General features: G+C 60.0%; 16 protein-coding genes. 8 read left to right on the forward strand and 8 right to left on the reverse strand.

Annotated elements, in window-relative coordinates; all coding sequences use genetic code 11:
* Positions 1–50 precede the first annotated feature (50 nt).
* The 6 genes from G5380_RS20010 to radC all read right to left on the reverse strand — a co-directional run bounded on the left by G5380_RS20010 (position 51) and on the right by radC (position 3,713).
* Positions 51–923 (reverse strand): VirK/YbjX family protein, encoded by an 873-nt coding sequence (locus tag G5380_RS20010; protein WP_216952390.1) that lies wholly within the window; start codon positions 921–923, stop codon positions 51–53.
* Positions 924–1,100: 177 nt separating this feature from the next.
* Positions 1,101–1,913, reverse strand: a complete 813-nt coding sequence (gene mutM, locus G5380_RS20015) for a bifunctional DNA-formamidopyrimidine glycosylase/DNA-(apurinic or apyrimidinic site) lyase (RefSeq protein WP_005357390.1) — start codon at positions 1,911–1,913, stop codon at positions 1,101–1,103.
* Between the two features lie 24 nt (positions 1,914–1,937).
* Complete coding sequence (locus G5380_RS20020; RefSeq protein ID WP_129504963.1) at positions 1,938–2,393, reverse strand: hypothetical protein; 456 nt, start codon at positions 2,391–2,393, stop codon at positions 1,938–1,940.
* Positions 2,394–2,486: 93 nt separating this feature from the next.
* Positions 2,487–2,654 (reverse strand): 50S ribosomal protein L33, encoded by a 168-nt coding sequence (gene rpmG / locus G5380_RS20025; protein WP_005307500.1) that lies wholly within the window; start codon positions 2,652–2,654, stop codon positions 2,487–2,489.
* 11 nt (positions 2,655–2,665) lie between these two features.
* Positions 2,666–2,902: a 50S ribosomal protein L28 gene (gene rpmB, locus G5380_RS20030; RefSeq protein WP_005307492.1), complete on the reverse strand. Its 237-nt coding sequence runs from the start codon at positions 2,900–2,902 to the stop codon at positions 2,666–2,668.
* 136 nt (positions 2,903–3,038) lie between these two features.
* Positions 3,039–3,713, reverse strand: coding sequence for a RadC family protein (gene radC, locus G5380_RS20035; RefSeq protein WP_421210219.1), 675 nt, complete (start codon positions 3,711–3,713; stop codon positions 3,039–3,041).
* 147 nt (positions 3,714–3,860) lie between these two features.
* On the opposite strand from radC, the gene coaBC reads away from it, so the two are divergent.
* From coaBC to pgi, 5 genes are all read left to right on the forward strand, one after another.
* The gene (coaBC, locus tag G5380_RS20040; protein ID WP_421210221.1) at positions 3,861–5,063 is read left to right on the forward strand and encodes a bifunctional phosphopantothenoylcysteine decarboxylase/phosphopantothenate--cysteine ligase CoaBC; all 1,203 of its coding nucleotides are present in this window, start codon (positions 3,861–3,863) and stop codon (positions 5,061–5,063) included.
* An 81-nt stretch (positions 5,064–5,144) separates the two neighbouring features.
* Positions 5,145–5,603 carry a dUTP diphosphatase gene (gene dut, locus G5380_RS20045; protein ID WP_005339498.1) on the forward strand — a complete coding sequence of 153 codons (459 nt, stop codon included), beginning with the start codon at positions 5,145–5,147 and terminating at the stop codon, positions 5,601–5,603.
* Positions 5,604–5,670: 67 nt separating this feature from the next.
* On the forward strand, positions 5,671–6,267 hold the full coding sequence (gene slmA / locus G5380_RS20050; protein WP_005339495.1) for a nucleoid occlusion factor SlmA: 597 nt from the start codon (positions 5,671–5,673) through the stop codon (positions 6,265–6,267).
* Positions 6,268–6,432: 165 nt separating this feature from the next.
* Positions 6,433–7,269 (forward strand): mechanosensitive ion channel domain-containing protein, encoded by an 837-nt coding sequence (locus tag G5380_RS20055; RefSeq protein WP_005339493.1) that lies wholly within the window; start codon positions 6,433–6,435, stop codon positions 7,267–7,269.
* A 347-nt stretch (positions 7,270–7,616) separates the two neighbouring features.
* Positions 7,617–9,266, forward strand: coding sequence for a glucose-6-phosphate isomerase (gene pgi, locus G5380_RS20060; protein ID WP_323894278.1), 1,650 nt, complete (start codon positions 7,617–7,619; stop codon positions 9,264–9,266).
* 156 nt (positions 9,267–9,422) lie between these two features.
* On the opposite strand, the gene ilvC is transcribed toward pgi, so the two are convergent.
* Positions 9,423–10,904, reverse strand: coding sequence for a ketol-acid reductoisomerase (gene ilvC / locus G5380_RS20065; protein ID WP_331483885.1), 1,482 nt, complete (start codon positions 10,902–10,904; stop codon positions 9,423–9,425).
* Between the two features lie 221 nt (positions 10,905–11,125).
* Here ilvC and ilvY point away from each other — a divergent pair, with 221 nt between their 5' ends.
* On the forward strand, positions 11,126–12,019 hold the full coding sequence (gene ilvY, locus G5380_RS20070) for an HTH-type transcriptional activator IlvY (RefSeq protein WP_101531017.1): 894 nt from the start codon (positions 11,126–11,128) through the stop codon (positions 12,017–12,019).
* Here ilvY and G5380_RS20075 read toward each other — a convergent pair.
* Positions 12,008–12,868, reverse strand: a complete 861-nt coding sequence (locus G5380_RS20075) for a hypothetical protein (RefSeq protein ID WP_421353069.1) — start codon at positions 12,866–12,868, stop codon at positions 12,008–12,010. The two genes, ilvY and G5380_RS20075, sit on opposite strands and share 12 nt — an antisense overlap.
* Positions 12,869–13,060: 192 nt before the next feature.
* On the opposite strand from G5380_RS20075, the gene G5380_RS20080 reads away from it, so the two are divergent.
* Positions 13,061–13,252: a hypothetical protein gene (locus G5380_RS20080; protein WP_335816392.1), complete on the forward strand. Its 192-nt coding sequence runs from the start codon at positions 13,061–13,063 to the stop codon at positions 13,250–13,252.
* Positions 13,253–13,325: 73 nt separating this feature from the next.
* Complete coding sequence (locus tag G5380_RS20085; RefSeq protein ID WP_421353070.1) at positions 13,326–15,950, forward strand: GNAT family N-acetyltransferase; 2,625 nt, start codon at positions 13,326–13,328, stop codon at positions 15,948–15,950.
* The last annotated feature ends 237 nt before the right edge of the window (positions 15,951–16,187 follow it).

Below are 16,187 nucleotides of genomic sequence, written 5' to 3' on the forward strand. Positions count from 1 at the left end.
TAGCCCTTGTTGTATCTTTCTCGTTATAGAGAGGTCAGCATGCTTGCCGGTTACTGACGGGCAAACCGCTCATTCATCTCCTGCACCAGCAGATCGAGCCACTCGTAGCGGCGCCGGTACATGGCCCGCTTCTTGGAGGCGATCTCCTCCAGCGGCTTGCGCGGCTGGGCTTGCAGGGCGACGAAGTTGGCATCCACATCCCGGGCGCCGAATTCCTGCCACAGCTCGTCATAATCGGCCTGCAGGTTGGCTTTTTGCTTGCTGCTGTAGCGCCTAGCCTGAAACACGTGGGCACGCTTGCGCACCGCCAGCACCTCCGCCGCCCCCATGCTCTGCGCCAGTTGCAGCACCAGCTGCACCAGCAGGGATTTGGGCCGCAGGCCGTGTCCCTCTTTGGTCAGCTCGCGCACCCGATCCTGAGCATTGTCGACCGCAGGCTCCGGCCCCTGCATGGAGCCGATCATCAGAATCAAACGATCCACGCTACCCGCCAGCGAAAAGGCGCAGCTGTAGAGGCGCTGCCCCTCGCCGTTGACGATGGAGAGCGCCAGCTCGGCCTCGCGGCGGAAGGTGCCATCGTGGCGCAGCAGAATGCGGCAGCCACTCTGGGGATAGTGCCCCAGCGCGATCCCCTCGCCCAGATAGAGGGGGTCGATCAGCTGCGGGTAGCACTCCAGCAGCAACCGGTAGTGATTTTCCAGCATCTCGGCCCGCTCACGGGCGCTGGCACAGGCGAAGCGATAGGGTCGCATAGGCTTGTCGAGCAGCTCGGGATAGACCGCTGGCAGTGCCTTGAGCGAGTCGCACTGAAACAGGCTGAAGACCCGGCTCAGCGACTTGCGATAGAGCAGGCTGCGCAGCACGAACTTGCCGCGATTGAAGGTTTTCCGGTCACATCCCTCGGGGTAGAGGAAGCGGGCCATGGATTTTGCGCAATAGCGCTCCTGCCGGGATAAATATTCCCAGTCTATTGATTTTAAAGTCATTTCTAGTTCTCAAACCGCCTGAACGGCCGCTGATACTAGTAATGACTGCGCAAATATTCAACAGCCTGGAAATATGCTGTTACAACTTCCCCCGGATCGGGGAAAAAAGTACGCTCAGCGCTGGCAATGACTGCAAAAAACCGTGGTACGCTGCCCCATTCTTGTCTCGGTCAGCAGGGTGTGACAGTGGAAACAGGGCTGACCGCCACGGCCGTAGACCTGCAACTGCTGCACGAAATAGCCTGGCTTGCCATCGGCACTGGTGAAATCCTTGAGGGTGGTGCCGCCCTGCCGGATGGCTTCGGCCAACACCCGCTTGATCTCGGCCACCAGGGTTCCCAGCCGCTCGGCGCTGATATTGCCCGCCGCCCGTTTGGGGTGAATGCCGGCGGCATAGAGCGCCTCGTTGGCGTAGATGTTGCCTACCCCGACCACCACCTGATTGTCCATCAGGAACTGCTTGATGGCAGTGCTGCGCCCCTTGGCACGCCCCTGCAGGTAATCAGCACTGAAGGCATCGGTGAGCGGCTCGGGCCCCAGCTTGGCGAGCAGCGCGTGGGCTTCGGCCGGTTCCCTGGTCCAGAGCAGGGCGCCGAAGCGGCGCGGATCGTTTAGCCGCAGCAGCTTGCCATTCTCCAGCTCGATATCCACATGGTCGTGCTTCTCGGCCGGGGTGCCGATATCCAGTACCCGCAGGCTGCCGGACATCCCCAGATGGAGGATGGCGGTGCCGAAATCGGTCTCCAGCAGCAGGTATTTGGCACGGCGGCGCACCCGATGGATGGTGAGGTCCACCAGCTCCTGAATCTCACCGGGGATCGGCCAGCGCAGGCGGCCATCCCGCACCACCACGCGCGTCACCTTGATACCGGTGAGCCAGGGGGAGATCCCCTGACGGCTGACTTCAACTTCTGGCAATTCAGGCATGGGTACCTCACAAGGAAAAGGAACTCAGGGGGCAGGGCGCAGCAGATCGCGATACTGCTCGGCTGTGAGGGCGAGCCAGAGACCGGAGGGCAGCTGAGCGCCATACTGACCGCTGTTCTGATAGAGGCCGATCTCGACCGGATCGCTCTGGCCGGCAATCCACACCTTAATGGTCACCGGGGTACCGCGCACCACCTCGCCGGGAGGCAGCAACCAGCTCTGCCAGTGCGCCAGACGGGCATCCAGCTGAGCCGTGTCGAGCCCCAAATCCGGTACGCTGCGCCAGCCCTGACCAATCCGCTCAATCTGCCAACTAGGCCCCTGCCAAGTGAGCACCACGGCCGCATCCGGCAGCAAGGGGCGAGCCCGCTTGGCGCTGTTCTCCTGCTGGGCAGTCTCCATACGATGCAACAGGGTGATCACGATCAGCACCACCACAATGATCACGTTATTCCAGCCTTTGCGGCTCAATTTGAACATGGCAAGCCTCCCTTTGAACCGGCAGTGTACTGAATTCGGCGCATAAAAAAACCCGGCACGAAGCCGGGTTTTTGGGAATGCAGCATCAAGTAATTACTTGATTTTGCCTTCCTTGTAGATCACATGCTGACGAACAACGGGATCAAACTTTTTGATCTCCATTTTTTCGGGCATGGTGCGCTTGTTTTTGGTAGTGGTATAGAAGTGACCAGTACCGGCGCTGGAGTTCAGGCGAATTTTCTCGCGAATACCTTTAGCCATGATCTAATTCCTTATACCTTAACACCGCTGGCGCGCAGTTCAGCCAGAACCACTTCAACGCCACGCTTGTCGATGATACGCATGCCTTTTGCGGATACGCGCAGGCTTACGAAGCGTTTTTCACTCTCAACCCAGAAACGGTGAGTGTGCAGGTTCGGCAGGAAACGACGCTTGGTGGCGTTGTTAGCGTGCGAACGGTTGTTACCAACTGCCGGGCGCTTGCCGGTTACTTGGCATACTCTAGACATGTCAGTCTCTCCAAATCTTACTTCATTGCTCGAGCAAATATCTGCCCCGCTGGCCTTCGATTGCGGGGCAAACAGAAGGCGGCATTTTATACAGCATCCGTGATCAAAGATCAACTAATACGGTGCCAGAGCACAGTTATAGCCAACCGCGCTCGGCAAAAGAAACCGTGATGCCATCACCGATCACCAAGTGATCCAGCACTCTGATATCGATCAGGGCCAAAGCGGCCGTGATCCGATCCGTGATCTGGCGGTCGGCCCTGCTGGGCTCGGCGACGCCGGACGGGTGATTATGCGCCAGAATCACCGCGGCTGCATTATGTTTGAGCGCGATCTGCACGATTTCTCTTGGCCAGACGCTCGCCGAGTCGATGGTGCCGAAAAAAAGCTCAACAAATTGAATGACTCTGTGCTGATTGTCGAGCAACAGCAGGGCAAACACCTCGCGTGGCCGATCCCGCAGCTGGGCCTGCAGATAGTCGCGGGTCAGCTGGGGTGAAGTGAGGGCATCGCCCCGTTGCAGTTGCTCGGCCAGATGGCGTCTGGCCATCTCCAGCACCGCCTGCAACTGGGCATATTTGGCCGGGCCAAGGCCGTGCGCCTCGCAGAATGCCCGTTGATCCGCCCCCAGCAAACTGCGTAAAGAGCCGAATTGATTCAATAGATTACGTGAAAGATCCACTGCACTCAGGCCATTGACGCCGGTGCGCAGAAAGATGGCGAGCAACTCGGCATCGGAGAGCGCCGCAGACCCCTGACGCAGCAACTTCTCTCTGGGGCGTTCATCTTCCGGCCACTCTTTGATGCTCATTTGTCTCTCCCTCATCCCTGTTGAGAAAAAACATAGCAAAAAATTGCGCACGCCCGACCACACCCCTTGATGCCAACCCCTGTCGTCATCCATTGCCTGTGGTATCTTAGCCGACCAGTCAGAATGAGCCGGATAGAGAAACAGCAGATGAGATTGGCCGATAAACGCATCCTGTTGGGTGTCAGTGGCGGGATCGCCGCCTACAAGAGTGCCGAGCTGGTACGCCGCCTGAAAGATCAGGGCGCCGAAGTGCGGGTGGTGATGACCCGCTCCGCCAAGGAGTTCATCACCCCGCTGACCCTGCAGGCGGTCTCCGGTCATCCGGTGGCCTACAGCCTGCTGGACCCCTCTGCCGAAGCGGGCATGGGCCATATCGAACTGGCCAAGTGGGCCGATCTGGTGCTGATCGCCCCCGCCAGCGCCAACCTGATGGCGCGGATGGCTGCAGGCATGGCCGACGAACTGCTGACCACCCTCTGTCTGGCCACTCCGGCGTCCATCGCGCTGGCACCAGCAATGAATCAGCAGATGTATCTCAACGCCGCCACCCAGGCCAACCTCAAGACCCTGGCCAGCCGCGGCATTCTGCTGTGGGGCCCGGATGCCGGCAGCCAGGCCTGTGGCGATGTGGGCCCGGGGCGGATGCTGGACCCCCTCGAACTGGTGGATCGCTGCTGCCAGCAGCTGGCCGCCGAGCCCTTGCTGGCAGGCGTCAAGCTGCTGCTCACCGCCGGTCCAACCCGCGAGGCGCTGGATCCGGTGCGCTACATCAGCAACCACAGCTCCGGCAAGATGGGTTACGCCATCGCTCGCGCCGCTCGTGAAGCGGGCGCCGAGGTGACGCTGGTGAGCGGCCCGGTAACGCTGGCTACACCAGCTGGCGTCACCCGCATCGATGTCGAAAGCGCCGAGCAGATGCATCAGGCGGTAATGAGCCGAGTCGGCGAGTGCGACCTCTTCATCGGCTGCGCGGCGGTAGCCGACTATCGTCCTGAGCAGGTGGCCAGCCAGAAGATCAAGAAAACCGGCGACAACGACCAGATGGTGGTGAAGCTGGTGAAAAACCCCGACATCATCGCGGCCGTCGGCGCCCTTTCAGACAAACCCTTCACCGTCGGATTTGCCGCCGAAACCGTGGATGTGGAACAATACGCCCTCGACAAGTTGCAGCGTAAGCGGCTGGACATGATCGCCGCCAACGATGTGTCCCGCGAGGGGCAAGGCTTCAACGCCGATGACAACGCCCTGACCGTGTTCTGGCAAGGGGGCCAGGCCCCGCTGCCGCTGGCCGACAAGCTGACGCTGGCCCGTCACCTGATCGCCCTGATTGCGCGCCACTACCGGCACTGAGCGTCCCGACAGAACAAGACTCACGGCGCCCCGCCTTGCCAAGAGGGGCGCCAATACAAGATCCAACTGAAAAAGCGATTCATGACTACACAAATTGAACTGAAGATTCTGGATGCCCGTATCGGTACCGAGTACCCGCTGCCCGCCTACGCCACACCGGGCTCTGCCGGCATGGATCTGCGCGCACTGCTGGATGCGCCGCTGACTCTGGCTCCGGGTGATACCACCCTGGTGCCGACCGGTCTGGCCATCCACATCCAGGATCCGGGTCTGTGTGCCACCATTCTGCCCCGCTCCGGCCTCGGCCATAAGCACGGCATCGTGCTGGGCAACCTGGTCGGTCTGATCGATTCCGATTACCAGGGTCAGCTGATGGTCTCGGTCTGGAACCGCGGCAAGGATGAGTTCACCATGCAACCCGGCGAGCGCATCGCCCAGCTGGTGATCATGCCGGTAGTTCAGGCCAGCTTCCAACTGGTCGATGAGTTCAATCAGAGCGAACGGGGTGAAGGCGGTTTTGGTTCTTCTGGTCGCCAATAACAGACCACACCAGCCCGATGGCGGTGCCTAATAATAGAATCAAGCCATTGTTTTTTTAGGGGAATCCATGGCAAGCAGTAATCAGAAACAGAGTCGGCGCGATCAGATCCTGCAGGCGCTCGCCCATATGCTGGAAACCAGTCCGGGTCAGCGCATCACCACGGCCCGTCTGGCGGCCGAGGTCGGCGTCTCTGAAGCAGCCCTCTATCGACATTTTCCCAGCAAGGCGCGGATGTTCGAGGGGCTGATCGACTTTATCGAGGATTCCCTGCTGTCACGGGTCAATCTGATCATGGCGGAAGAGAAGGACACCATGGCGCGCTGCCACCATATCCTGCAGCTGCTGCTGGTGTTCGCCGAGCGCAATCCCGGCATTACCCGCATCCTCAATGGCGACGCCCTGCTGGGTGAGCACGATCGGCTGCGGGATCGCATCAGCATCCTGTTCGACAAGCTGGAGACCCAGATCAAGCAGGTGCTGCGCGAGAAGCGGCTGCGCGAGGGTCAGGGCTTCCAGCTCGACGAGACCATGTTGGCCAATCTGCTGCTGGCCTACACCGAAGGTCGCATCAGCCAGTTCGTGCGCTCCGAGTTCAAGCTCAAGCCGACCGCAGGTTTCGAAGATCAGTGGCAATTTATCCGCAGCCAACTGCTGCAGAGCTGATGTTTTTTTCGCGTCATTCAGCAAAAAGAAGGGAGGCTTTGGCCTCCCTTCTTTTTTGTGTCAGGTTTTTATGGCAGAAAAGAAGTACCAGATGCGACCCGTACTGTCGCGCTGCGGTGTTAGATTTATCCACCATAAACCTTTTAGAACCTGACAGGACATCCTATGGAACCCGAAATCATTACCGAAGCGCAGACCTGGCTGGTCAATAATCAGGGACTGCTGATCGAATACGGCGTCAATATCGCCGCCGCCCTGCTGACCCTGCTGGTCGGCTATATCGCCGCCAACCTCATCAGCGGTGGTGTGGTCAAGGTGATGCAGGCCCGCAAGCTGGACACCACCGTCACTCACTTCGTCGGCAGCATCCTCAAATACGCCATTCTGGTGTTCGTGGTGATCGCCGCGCTGGGCCGTGTTGGCGTGCAGACCGCCTCCTTCGTCGCCATTATCGGTGCCGCCGGTCTGGCCATCGGTCTGGCGCTGCAAGGCTCGCTCTCCAACTTCGCAGCCGGCTTCCTGCTGATCATCTTCCGCCCCATCAAGGCGGGCGAGTTCATCGAAGTGGCGGGCACCGCGGGTGTGGTGCAGTCCGTTCAGCTCTTTACCACCACCCTCACCTCCGGTGACAACAAGATGGTGGTAGTCCCGAACTCCGCCATCCTCAACGGCACCATCGTCAACTACTCGCGCATGGATACCCGCCGCGTCGATATGACCTTTGGCATCGGCTACGGCTCTGACCTGCGCAAGGCCAAACAGATCCTCGAGCGTCTGGTAAGCGAAGAGCCGCGCATCCTGAAAGATCCGGCAGCCACCATCGCCGTTGCCGCGCTGGCCGACTCCTCGGTCAATATCGTGGTGCGCCCCTGGGTGAAAACCGCTGACTACTGGGGGGTCTGGTTCGACTTCCACGAGAAGGTGAAACTGACCTTTGATGCCGAAGGCATCGAGATCCCCTTCCCGCAGATGGTGATGCACATGCAAAAACCGCAGGCGTGATCGCGGTTCTGCTGCAACAGACAATGCCAGCCTTCGGGCTGGCATTGTCGTTTCTGGCCCCAGCCCATGGCCATGTCGGTGCATAACCACGCCAACCGGATGAAAACAATTTCAGGCTATCGGGGTGGCCCCAATCATGAGCAAGCGCAAGATCCGCCTTGCTTTCGTGACACATAATCCCAATGTTCTGGTTGTATGCTCCCGGCAGTGACCCATTGCGGTAAAAGACAATCGGTAAAAATCTGTTACACGGGCAGCCCGATCGGCTCGCTATAATGCTCGGATAATAAGGTTTGGCGGGACCTTGCCTGCAAGGTTCAAACACAACTTGGCATTTCAGGAATCCTATGAAAAATATCAATCCAACCCAAACCCAGGCCTGGCAGGCACTGGAAGCCCACTTTGCAGCAAACAAAGAGACTCGACTCAAGGATCTGTTCGCGCAGGACCCGAAGCGCTTTGACAAGTTTTCCCTTACCTTCGGCGGCGACATCCTGGTTGATTACTCGAAGAACCTGATCACCGAAGAAACCCTCAAGTTGCTGATTGATCTGGCCAAAGAGACCGATCTTCGCAGCGCGATCGATGCCATGTTCAATGGTGACAAGATCAACATGACCGAAGGCCGCTCCGTACTGCACGTGGCCCTGCGCAACCGCTCCGACCGCCCCATCGAGTGCGACGGCAAGGATGTTATGCCGGAAGTGAACGCCGTGCTGGCCAAGATGAAGGGCTTCTGCGAGAAGGTAATCGGAGGCGAGTGGAAAGGCTACACCGGCAAAGCGATCCAGCACGTGGTCAACATCGGTATCGGTGGCTCTGATCTGGGCCCGGTGATGATCACCGAGGCACTGCGTCCCTACAAAAACCACCTGCAGATGCACTTCGTCTCCAACGTCGATGGCACCCACATCGCCGAGACCCTGAAGAAGATCGATCCGGAAACCACCCTGTTCCTGGTGGCCTCCAAGACCTTCACCACCCAGGAGACCATGACCAACGCCCTGACCGCCCGCGACTGGTTCATCAACATCGCCGGTGACAAGGCACACGTTGCCAAACACTTCGCTGCTCTCTCCACCAACGGCAAGGCCGTGGCCGAGTTCGGCATCGACACCAACAACATGTTCGAGTTCTGGGACTGGGTTGGCGGCCGCTACTCCTCCTGGTCTGCCATCGGCATGCCCATCGCCCTCTCCGTCGGTTTCGAGAACTTCGAAGCCCTGCTGCAAGGCGCCTTCGAGATGGACATGCACTTCGCCACTGCCTCCTATGAGCAGAACGTGCCGGTGCTGCTGGCGCTGATTGGCCTGTGGTACAACAACTTCTACGGTGCCGAGTCCGAAGCCATTCTGCCGTACGACCAGTACATGCACCGCTTCCCTGCCTACTTCCAGCAGGGCAACATGGAGTCCAACGGCAAGTACGTGGATCGCAACGGCAAGCCGGTTGACTACCAGACTGGCCCCATCATCTGGGGTGAGCCGGGCACCAACGGCCAGCACGCCTTCTACCAGCTGATCCATCAAGGCACCAAGCTGATCCCCTGTGACTTCCTGGCGCCAGCCATCAGCCACAACCCGATCGGTGACCACCACCCGAAACTGCTGGCCAACTTCTTCGCCCAGACCGAGGCGCTGGCCTTCGGCAAGAGCAAGGAAGAGGTTGAAGCCGAGTTCCTGGCGGCTGGCAAAACCCTGGAGCAGGTCAAGGATCTGGTGCCGTTCAAAGTGTTCGAAGGCAACCGCCCGACCAACTCCATCCTGTTCAAGAGTCTGACCCCGAAAACCCTGGGTGCCTTGATCGCCATGTACGAGCACAAGATCTTCGTACAGGGCGCAATCTGGAACATCTTCTCCTTCGACCAGTGGGGCGTGGAGCTGGGCAAACAGCTGGCCAACAAGATCCTGCCGGAGCTGGGCAACAACGAGGCTGTCACCAGCCACGACTGCTCCACCAACGGTCTGATCAATACCTGGAAAGCGTGGAAAGCCTGATTTATCCAGCCTTTCTGAATGCAAAAGCCCCGCTCAATGAGCGGGGCTTTTTTATGACTGTCAGGCTGATTGTTCTGGCTGGCCGGTCGGGTGTCCAGTCCGACCGGCGACGGGGATCGTCATCCCCGCCCCTTCATCATCCAGCTCGATGCAGGCTTAACCGCCAACGGCGATGCGTTTCATGTCTTTCATATAACCACGCAGTACCAGGCCGATTTTTTCGATCGGGTGGTTGCGGGTCGCCTCATTTGCCGCCAGCAGCGCCAGGTTATCCACGCTCTGCCCTTCCGCCTTGCTGGCACCCAGATCGCCTGCTTTCAGGGTCGGCATGAAGTGCTCGCGCAGCAAGGGCACGGCAGCGTTGGCGAACAGGTAGTTGCCGTACTCGGCGGTATCGGAGATGACCACGTTCATCTCGTACAGACGCTTGCGAGCAACTGTGTTGGCGATCAGCGGCAACTCGTGCAGGGATTCGTAGTAGGCGGACTCCTCGTAGATACCGGAAGCCACCATGGTCTCGAATGCCAGCTCGACACCCGCCTTGACCATGGCCACCATCACCACGCCATTGTCGAAGTACTCCTGCTCGGCAATCTTGCCAGCGAACGCCGGGGCGTTTTCGAAGGCGGATTTACCGGTCTCTTCGCGCCAGCCGAACAGCTTGGCATCGTCTTCGGCCCAGTCGGCCATCATGCCGCGAGAGAACTCACCGGCAATGATGTCGTCCATATGCTTCTCGAACAGCGGGCGCATCAGGGTCTTGAGCTGCTCGGAGAGCTCGAAGGCGCGCAGCTTGGCAGGGTTGGAGAGGCGGTCCATCATCAGGCTGATACCACCCTGTTTCAGGGCTTCGGTGATGGTCTCCCAGCCGAACTGGATCAGCTTGCCGGCGTAGGCCGGGTCTGTGCCTTCGGCAACCAGCTTGTCGTAGCAGAGCAGGGAACCGGCCTGCAGCATGCCGCAGAGGATGGTCTGCTCGCCCATCAGGTCGGATTTCACTTCCGCCACGAAGGAGGACTCCAGCACCCCGGCACGGTCGCCGCCGGTGGCAGAGGCCCACGCCTTGGCGATGGCCATGCCTTCACCTTTCGGGTCATTTTCCGGGTGAACAGCGATCAGAGTCGGTACGCCGAAACCGCGCTTGTACTCTTCACGCACTTCGGTACCCGGGCACTTCGGCGCCACCATAACAACTGTGATGTCGGAGCGGATCTGCTGACCCTCTTCCACCACGTTGAAGCCGTGGGAGTAGCCCAGCGCGGCGCCCTGCTTCATCAGCGGCATCACGGTTTTCACCACGTCGGAGTGCTGTTTGTCCGGAGTCAGGTTCAGCACCAGATCGGCGGTCGGGATCAGCTCTTCATAGGTGCCGACCGCGAAGCCGTTGTCGGTGGCTTTCTGCCAGGAGGCGCGCTTCTCGGTGATGGCGGCCTTGCGCAGGGCGTAGGAGATATCCAGCCCGGAGTCACGCATGTTCAGACCCTGGTTCAGACCCTGGGCACCACAGCCCACAATCACCACCTTCTTGCCCTTCAGCACGTTGCAGCCGTCCGCGAACTCTTCGCGCTGCATGAAACGACACTTGCCCAGTTGGGCCAACTGCTGACGCAGGTTCAAGGTGTTGAAATAGTTAGCCATGGTGATTGCTCCGTTCGATTGATTCCATGCCGGATGGCGGCGTTGTCTGAACCACTATAGCGCGGGACACTTATTGCCTGAACTGATATATTCGAAACAGTACGTTGCAATAATTGAAACGTTAATCCTTCATAATTGCCTGCTGAATGTACCACGAGATGGCAGAAACAAGCCGCCAACCGCTGGATATCGGGCACACAAGCCGCGCCAGGAGCTGAAAGATGGACCTTCGCAATCTCGAGCTGTTTCTCCACCTCGCCGACTCCCTTCATTTCGGCAAGAGTGCCGATGCCATGGCGGTCAGCCCCTCCACCCTGAGCCGCGCGATCCAGCGGCTGGAGCAGGAGACCGGCTGCGTGCTGTTCGAGCGGGACAACCGCTCGGTGCGGCTTACCCCTGCCGGCGAGAAGCTGCGGGAGTTTGGTGGCGGCCTGTTGCAGGAGTGGCGTCAGCTCAAGCAGGAGCTCAAACGCAGCGATGAACCGCTGCAGGGGCGGCTGCGGGTCTTCTGCTCGGTCACCGCCAGTTACTTTCTGTTGCCCGAGGTACTGGAGCGCTTTCGCCGCCGCTACCCCCAGCTGGAGATCAAGCTGGAGACCGGCGACCCGGCGCTGGCGGTGGACAAGATCCTGGCCGACGAGGCCGATCTCGCCATCGCCGCCCGTCCCGATGCCCTGCCCGCCAAGCTGGAGTTCGCCAGCCTGCAGCAGGTACCGCTGGTCTTTATCGCGCCACGCAACGCCCCGCAACTGAACCAGTGGTTCCGTCAGGGCGAGCCGGATTGGGAGCAACTGCCAGTCATCCTCTCCGAGCAGGGCTTGGCCCGCAAACGCAGCGATCAGTGGTTTCGCAACAAGGGAATAGCCCCCAACATCTACGCCGAAGTGGCGGGTAACGAGGGGATCGTCGCCATGGTGGCGCTCGGTTGTGGCGTGGGGCTGGTGCCGGCGGCGGTGATCGACCATAGCCCGCTCGGCGACAAGGTACGGATCATCGACCTCAAGCCCGCCTTCAAGCCATTTGATGTGGGGATCGGGGTGCTCAAGAAGCGGCTGGAGGAGCCGCTGATCCGCGCCTTCTGGGATACCGCGCAGAATCAGGGCTCACTGCGCTGACACCGGATTATAGATAAGGGCCGGATCGACCATCATGACGCGACTGGGCTGCGGCAAGTCGGGGTTGTGCAACTCGAGGCGCACCCGCTCATCCAGTTTCAACCGCCGAATGGTGCTGCCAAATCCCTCTTCAAAGACCCGGTCAAAAGCACCAGACTGCCGCGCCCGCAGCAGGCCAAGCTCGATGCGCTGGGCCAGCTCCGGATATTTTGGCGAGACAAAGAAGAGCAGCGCCAGCGGATAGCGAAACACCAGACGGGGCTCGATGGCGAGATCGGGATGCTGCCTTAGCTCATCCTCGACTTCGATGACCGAGCGCAGGAAGCAGTCAAAGCGCTTCTTGCGCAGCATGTTGAAGAGCGCCTCATAAAGATTGCCCACCGTCACCTTGAGGCCGTTAGCCCGCAGCAACTGGGTGTCTGGCCAGGATCTGTGCTGGCCGATGGAGAGCCCGGCGCGATGCCAGTCCGCCAACGATCCGATCGCGGCAAAACGCCCCTCATCCCCCTGCCGAACCAGACACACCCGCCATCCCAGCAGCCCCTTGGCCAGCGGAATGTGGATTGCCAGCAACTCCCGTTCTCGCTCACCATCGGGGGCAAAAACACCGATCTGAACCAGCTCGCCGCTGCGCAGCTCCTTCACCGCCCGCCCCTGCTCCATCTGCGGGCTGGAGACCAGCTGGTAAGGGCCATATTCGGGCACGGTGAGATCGAGGGAGAGCCGCAGCAACTGGACGACGGCGGGGTTGGGGTGATCCAGCAGCAGATTCCAGGCGCGGATAGGCTGCTCGGCTGCCGATACGCCAACCGCCCACAGTGCCATGCACCACCACCAGACTCTGATCATCCCGTGCACCATCCGTACCTTGTGCTCCTCGCCATACTATAACGCCCGCCAGTACCTCAACGGCGCCCTCTCTGAAAGATGTGTGAGCGCTCTCGTGTCAAATCTCGTGTCAAAAGTGACAATAGGCAAACCCGACAGGTCATCGCAGACTGGGCGTTCATCAACAAACGCCAAGGCGCAGGGAGGAGAGCCATGAAACAGCATCTGGTAGAGATCAAGGGTTCAACCCTGTTTGACGAGTATCTGCAAAGCATGGGCGTACCCAGCACGGCGCTCGATCGGGAGCAGGATATCTATCTGCAGGAACGCCACCTGGGAGCCATTCGCCGGGTGCAGGGCGAACTGCGCTTTTATCTGCGTGCCAATGCCCTGAACAAACAGTGATCAGGATCCGGTCACAGAACCCGCAGCAAAGGCGTATTAGACTGGTATCTTCCCCCTTTCGACGGGAGTGCCCATGAAAGCAAGCGGTCTGGATCGGCTGTTCAAACCCCACTCAATCGCCGTGATCGGCGCCTCGACCGACCCGCTCAAGGCGGGTCATGTGATCGTGCGCCACCTGCTGGCAGGCCAGTTCAAAGGGCCCATCCTCCCCGTCACCCCGCGCAACAAGGCCATCGCCGGCGTGCTGGCCTATCCCGATATCGCCAGCCTGCCGCTAACCCCGGATCTCGCCATCATCTGCACCAAGCGGGAGCGGGTCCTGCCATTGCTGGAAGCGCTAGGCCAGAAGGGCGCGGGGGCAGCCATCATACTGGCCGCCGACTTTTCCCCCGAGGAGCGGCTGGAGCTGAAACGGGTCTGCCAGCAATACGGTATTCGCCTGCTCGGCCCCAACAGCATGGGGATGCTGCTGCCCGGCCAGGGGATTAACGCCAGCTTTTCACCCATTGCTGCCAAGCCGGGGCAGGTCGCCTTTCTCTCGCAATCCGCCGCCGTCAGCACCACCATTCTGGATTGGGCCAAGCAGCATGAACTGGGCTTTTCCGCCTTCATCTCCCTTGGCGATCACTGCGACATCGACTTCGGCCAGCTGCTGGATCAGCTCTCCCGCGACAGCGTCACCCGCGCCATTTTGATCTATATGGACAAGTTGCACGACGCCCGCCACTTTCTCTCGGCAGCGCGGGCAGCCTCGCGCAACAAGCCGATCCTGGTGCTGAAAAGCGGGCGCCACGAACCGGCCCACGGTCTCGACAACGTCTATGATGCCGCCATCCGCCGCGCCGGCATGTTGCGGGTACGGGATACCCACGAACTGTTTGCCGCGGTAGAAACCTTGAGCCACTCCATGACCCTCAAGGGAGAGCGGCTCGCCATCATCTCCAACGGCCGCGGGCTGGCCAATATGGCGGTGGATGTGCTGCTGGAGCGGGGCGGCAAGCTGGCTCGCCCGCCGCTCGACATCGGCAGCGATGCCACCATCACCACCTATCAGGAGGCGCTGGACAGCGTGTTGCAGGAAGATGGCATCGACGCCATCCTGATCATCCACGCCCCCTCGCTCACGGCACCGAGCGCGCCGCTGGCCAGCCATCTTATCGCCCATCTGAAACAGCATCCCAGAGCGCGCCGTTTCAATATCCTCACCAACTGGGCGGGCGAGTACTCGGCGCAGGAGGGGCGCAAGCTCTTTACCGAGGCGGGCTTCCCGACCTACCGCACGCCGGAAAGCGCCATGGCCGCCTTCATGCACATGGTGGAATACCGCCGCAACCAGAAGCAGTTGATGGAGACACCGGCGTCACTACATGGCAACCAGCTCAATGTCGAGCTGTGCCAGCAGCTGATCCGCCAAGCGCAGGAGCGCAAACAGCTGAGACTGGATACACATCTCGTTCACCCCATTTTGCAAGCCGCAGGTCTCTCGACCCTACCAACCTGGATCGTCACCGACGCCATCGAGGCGACCCTCACCGCCGAGCAGATCGGCTACCCGGTGGCGGTAAAACTGCGCTCGCCCGATATCCTGCACAAGTCTGCCGTGCACGGCGTGGTGCTCAATCTGCGCACCTCGGCCGAAGTGGCGCAAGCTGCAGATGCCATTCTGGACAGGGTCAAACAGCATGATCCGGGCGCCCGCATCGAAGGCTTGCTGGTGCAACGCATGGCTCGCCGCAGCGGTGGCCTGGAGCTGCGGGTACGCATCCAGCAAGACGCCATCTTTGGCCCCGTCATTCTGTTGGGTGAATCAGGTGCGGAACCGCAGGAGATGGTCGCGGCGCTACCGCCGCTCAATCAGGCGCTGGCCCGTTACCAGATCATCGGGGCACTCAAGAGTCGCAAGATCCGTGAGCAGGCCACACCGGAGCGACTGGATATTGATGCCTTGAGCCAAGTGCTTTGCCAGCTCTCCGAGCTATTGCTCGCCTTTCCAGAGATTCAGGAGCTGGACCTGCACCCGCTGCAAGCGTGCGGTACCGAGATGGTGGTACTGGATGCCAGCCTCACACTGACTGACCCCGCCATCCCGATAATCAACCGACTGGCGATCCGCCCCTATCCCACCGAACTGGAGGAGGGTGCCTGGCTTAAAGATCAGCGCCATATCCTGCTGCGCCCAATCCGGCCGGAAGATGAACCGGCTCACAAGCAGTTCGTGCTGCAAGTCTCTGATGAAGACAGGTACAAACGCTTCTTCGCCGATGTCGGCGAACTGGGTCACGAAGAGCTGGCCCGCATGACCCAGATCGATTACGACCGGGAGATGGCCTTCGTAGCGGTGGGGCAAGATGGCGAGCTGCAGGATCAAATCCTCGGCGTGGTACGCGCTATCTCGACCCCGGACCTGAGCGATGCCGAGTTTGCCATTCTGGTGCGATCGGACTTGAAAGGGGTCGGTCTCGGCAAATTGATGATGGAGAAGATCATCCGTTACGCCAAAGAGCAGGGGATTGGCCAGCTATCCGGCATGACCATGCCCAGCAATCGCGGCATGGTCAACCTCGCCAAACGGCTTGGCTTCAAGATCGATGTGCAGATGGACGAGGGGGTGGTCAATATGGAACTGCCCTGCAACCAGCAGAAGGCTGATTTGGCCGCCTGTAAACTCGCTCAAATGGCTGATAAGGCTCGGATATAGCCAGAAAATGGTGGAAATAACCGGCTGTCTTACGATCCTTCCGACAGGTAAAAGCCAGCCATTGGCTGGTTTAACACACTAAAAACACCAAAGCCCGGTCGTGAGACTGGGCTTTGTGTTGGTTCTGGTGTGCAAACCTGTGGGTCACTTGATAAAACCACCCATAGCAAAAAGGCCTTCCCATCTGGGAAGGCCTTCAAATTAGTGGCGGAGCGGACGGGACTCGAACCCGCGACC

The sequence above is a fragment of the Aeromonas sp. 604443 genome, assembly GCF_049170315.1.
GTDB classification, from domain to species: domain Bacteria; phylum Pseudomonadota; class Gammaproteobacteria; order Enterobacterales; family Aeromonadaceae; genus Aeromonas; species Aeromonas veronii_A.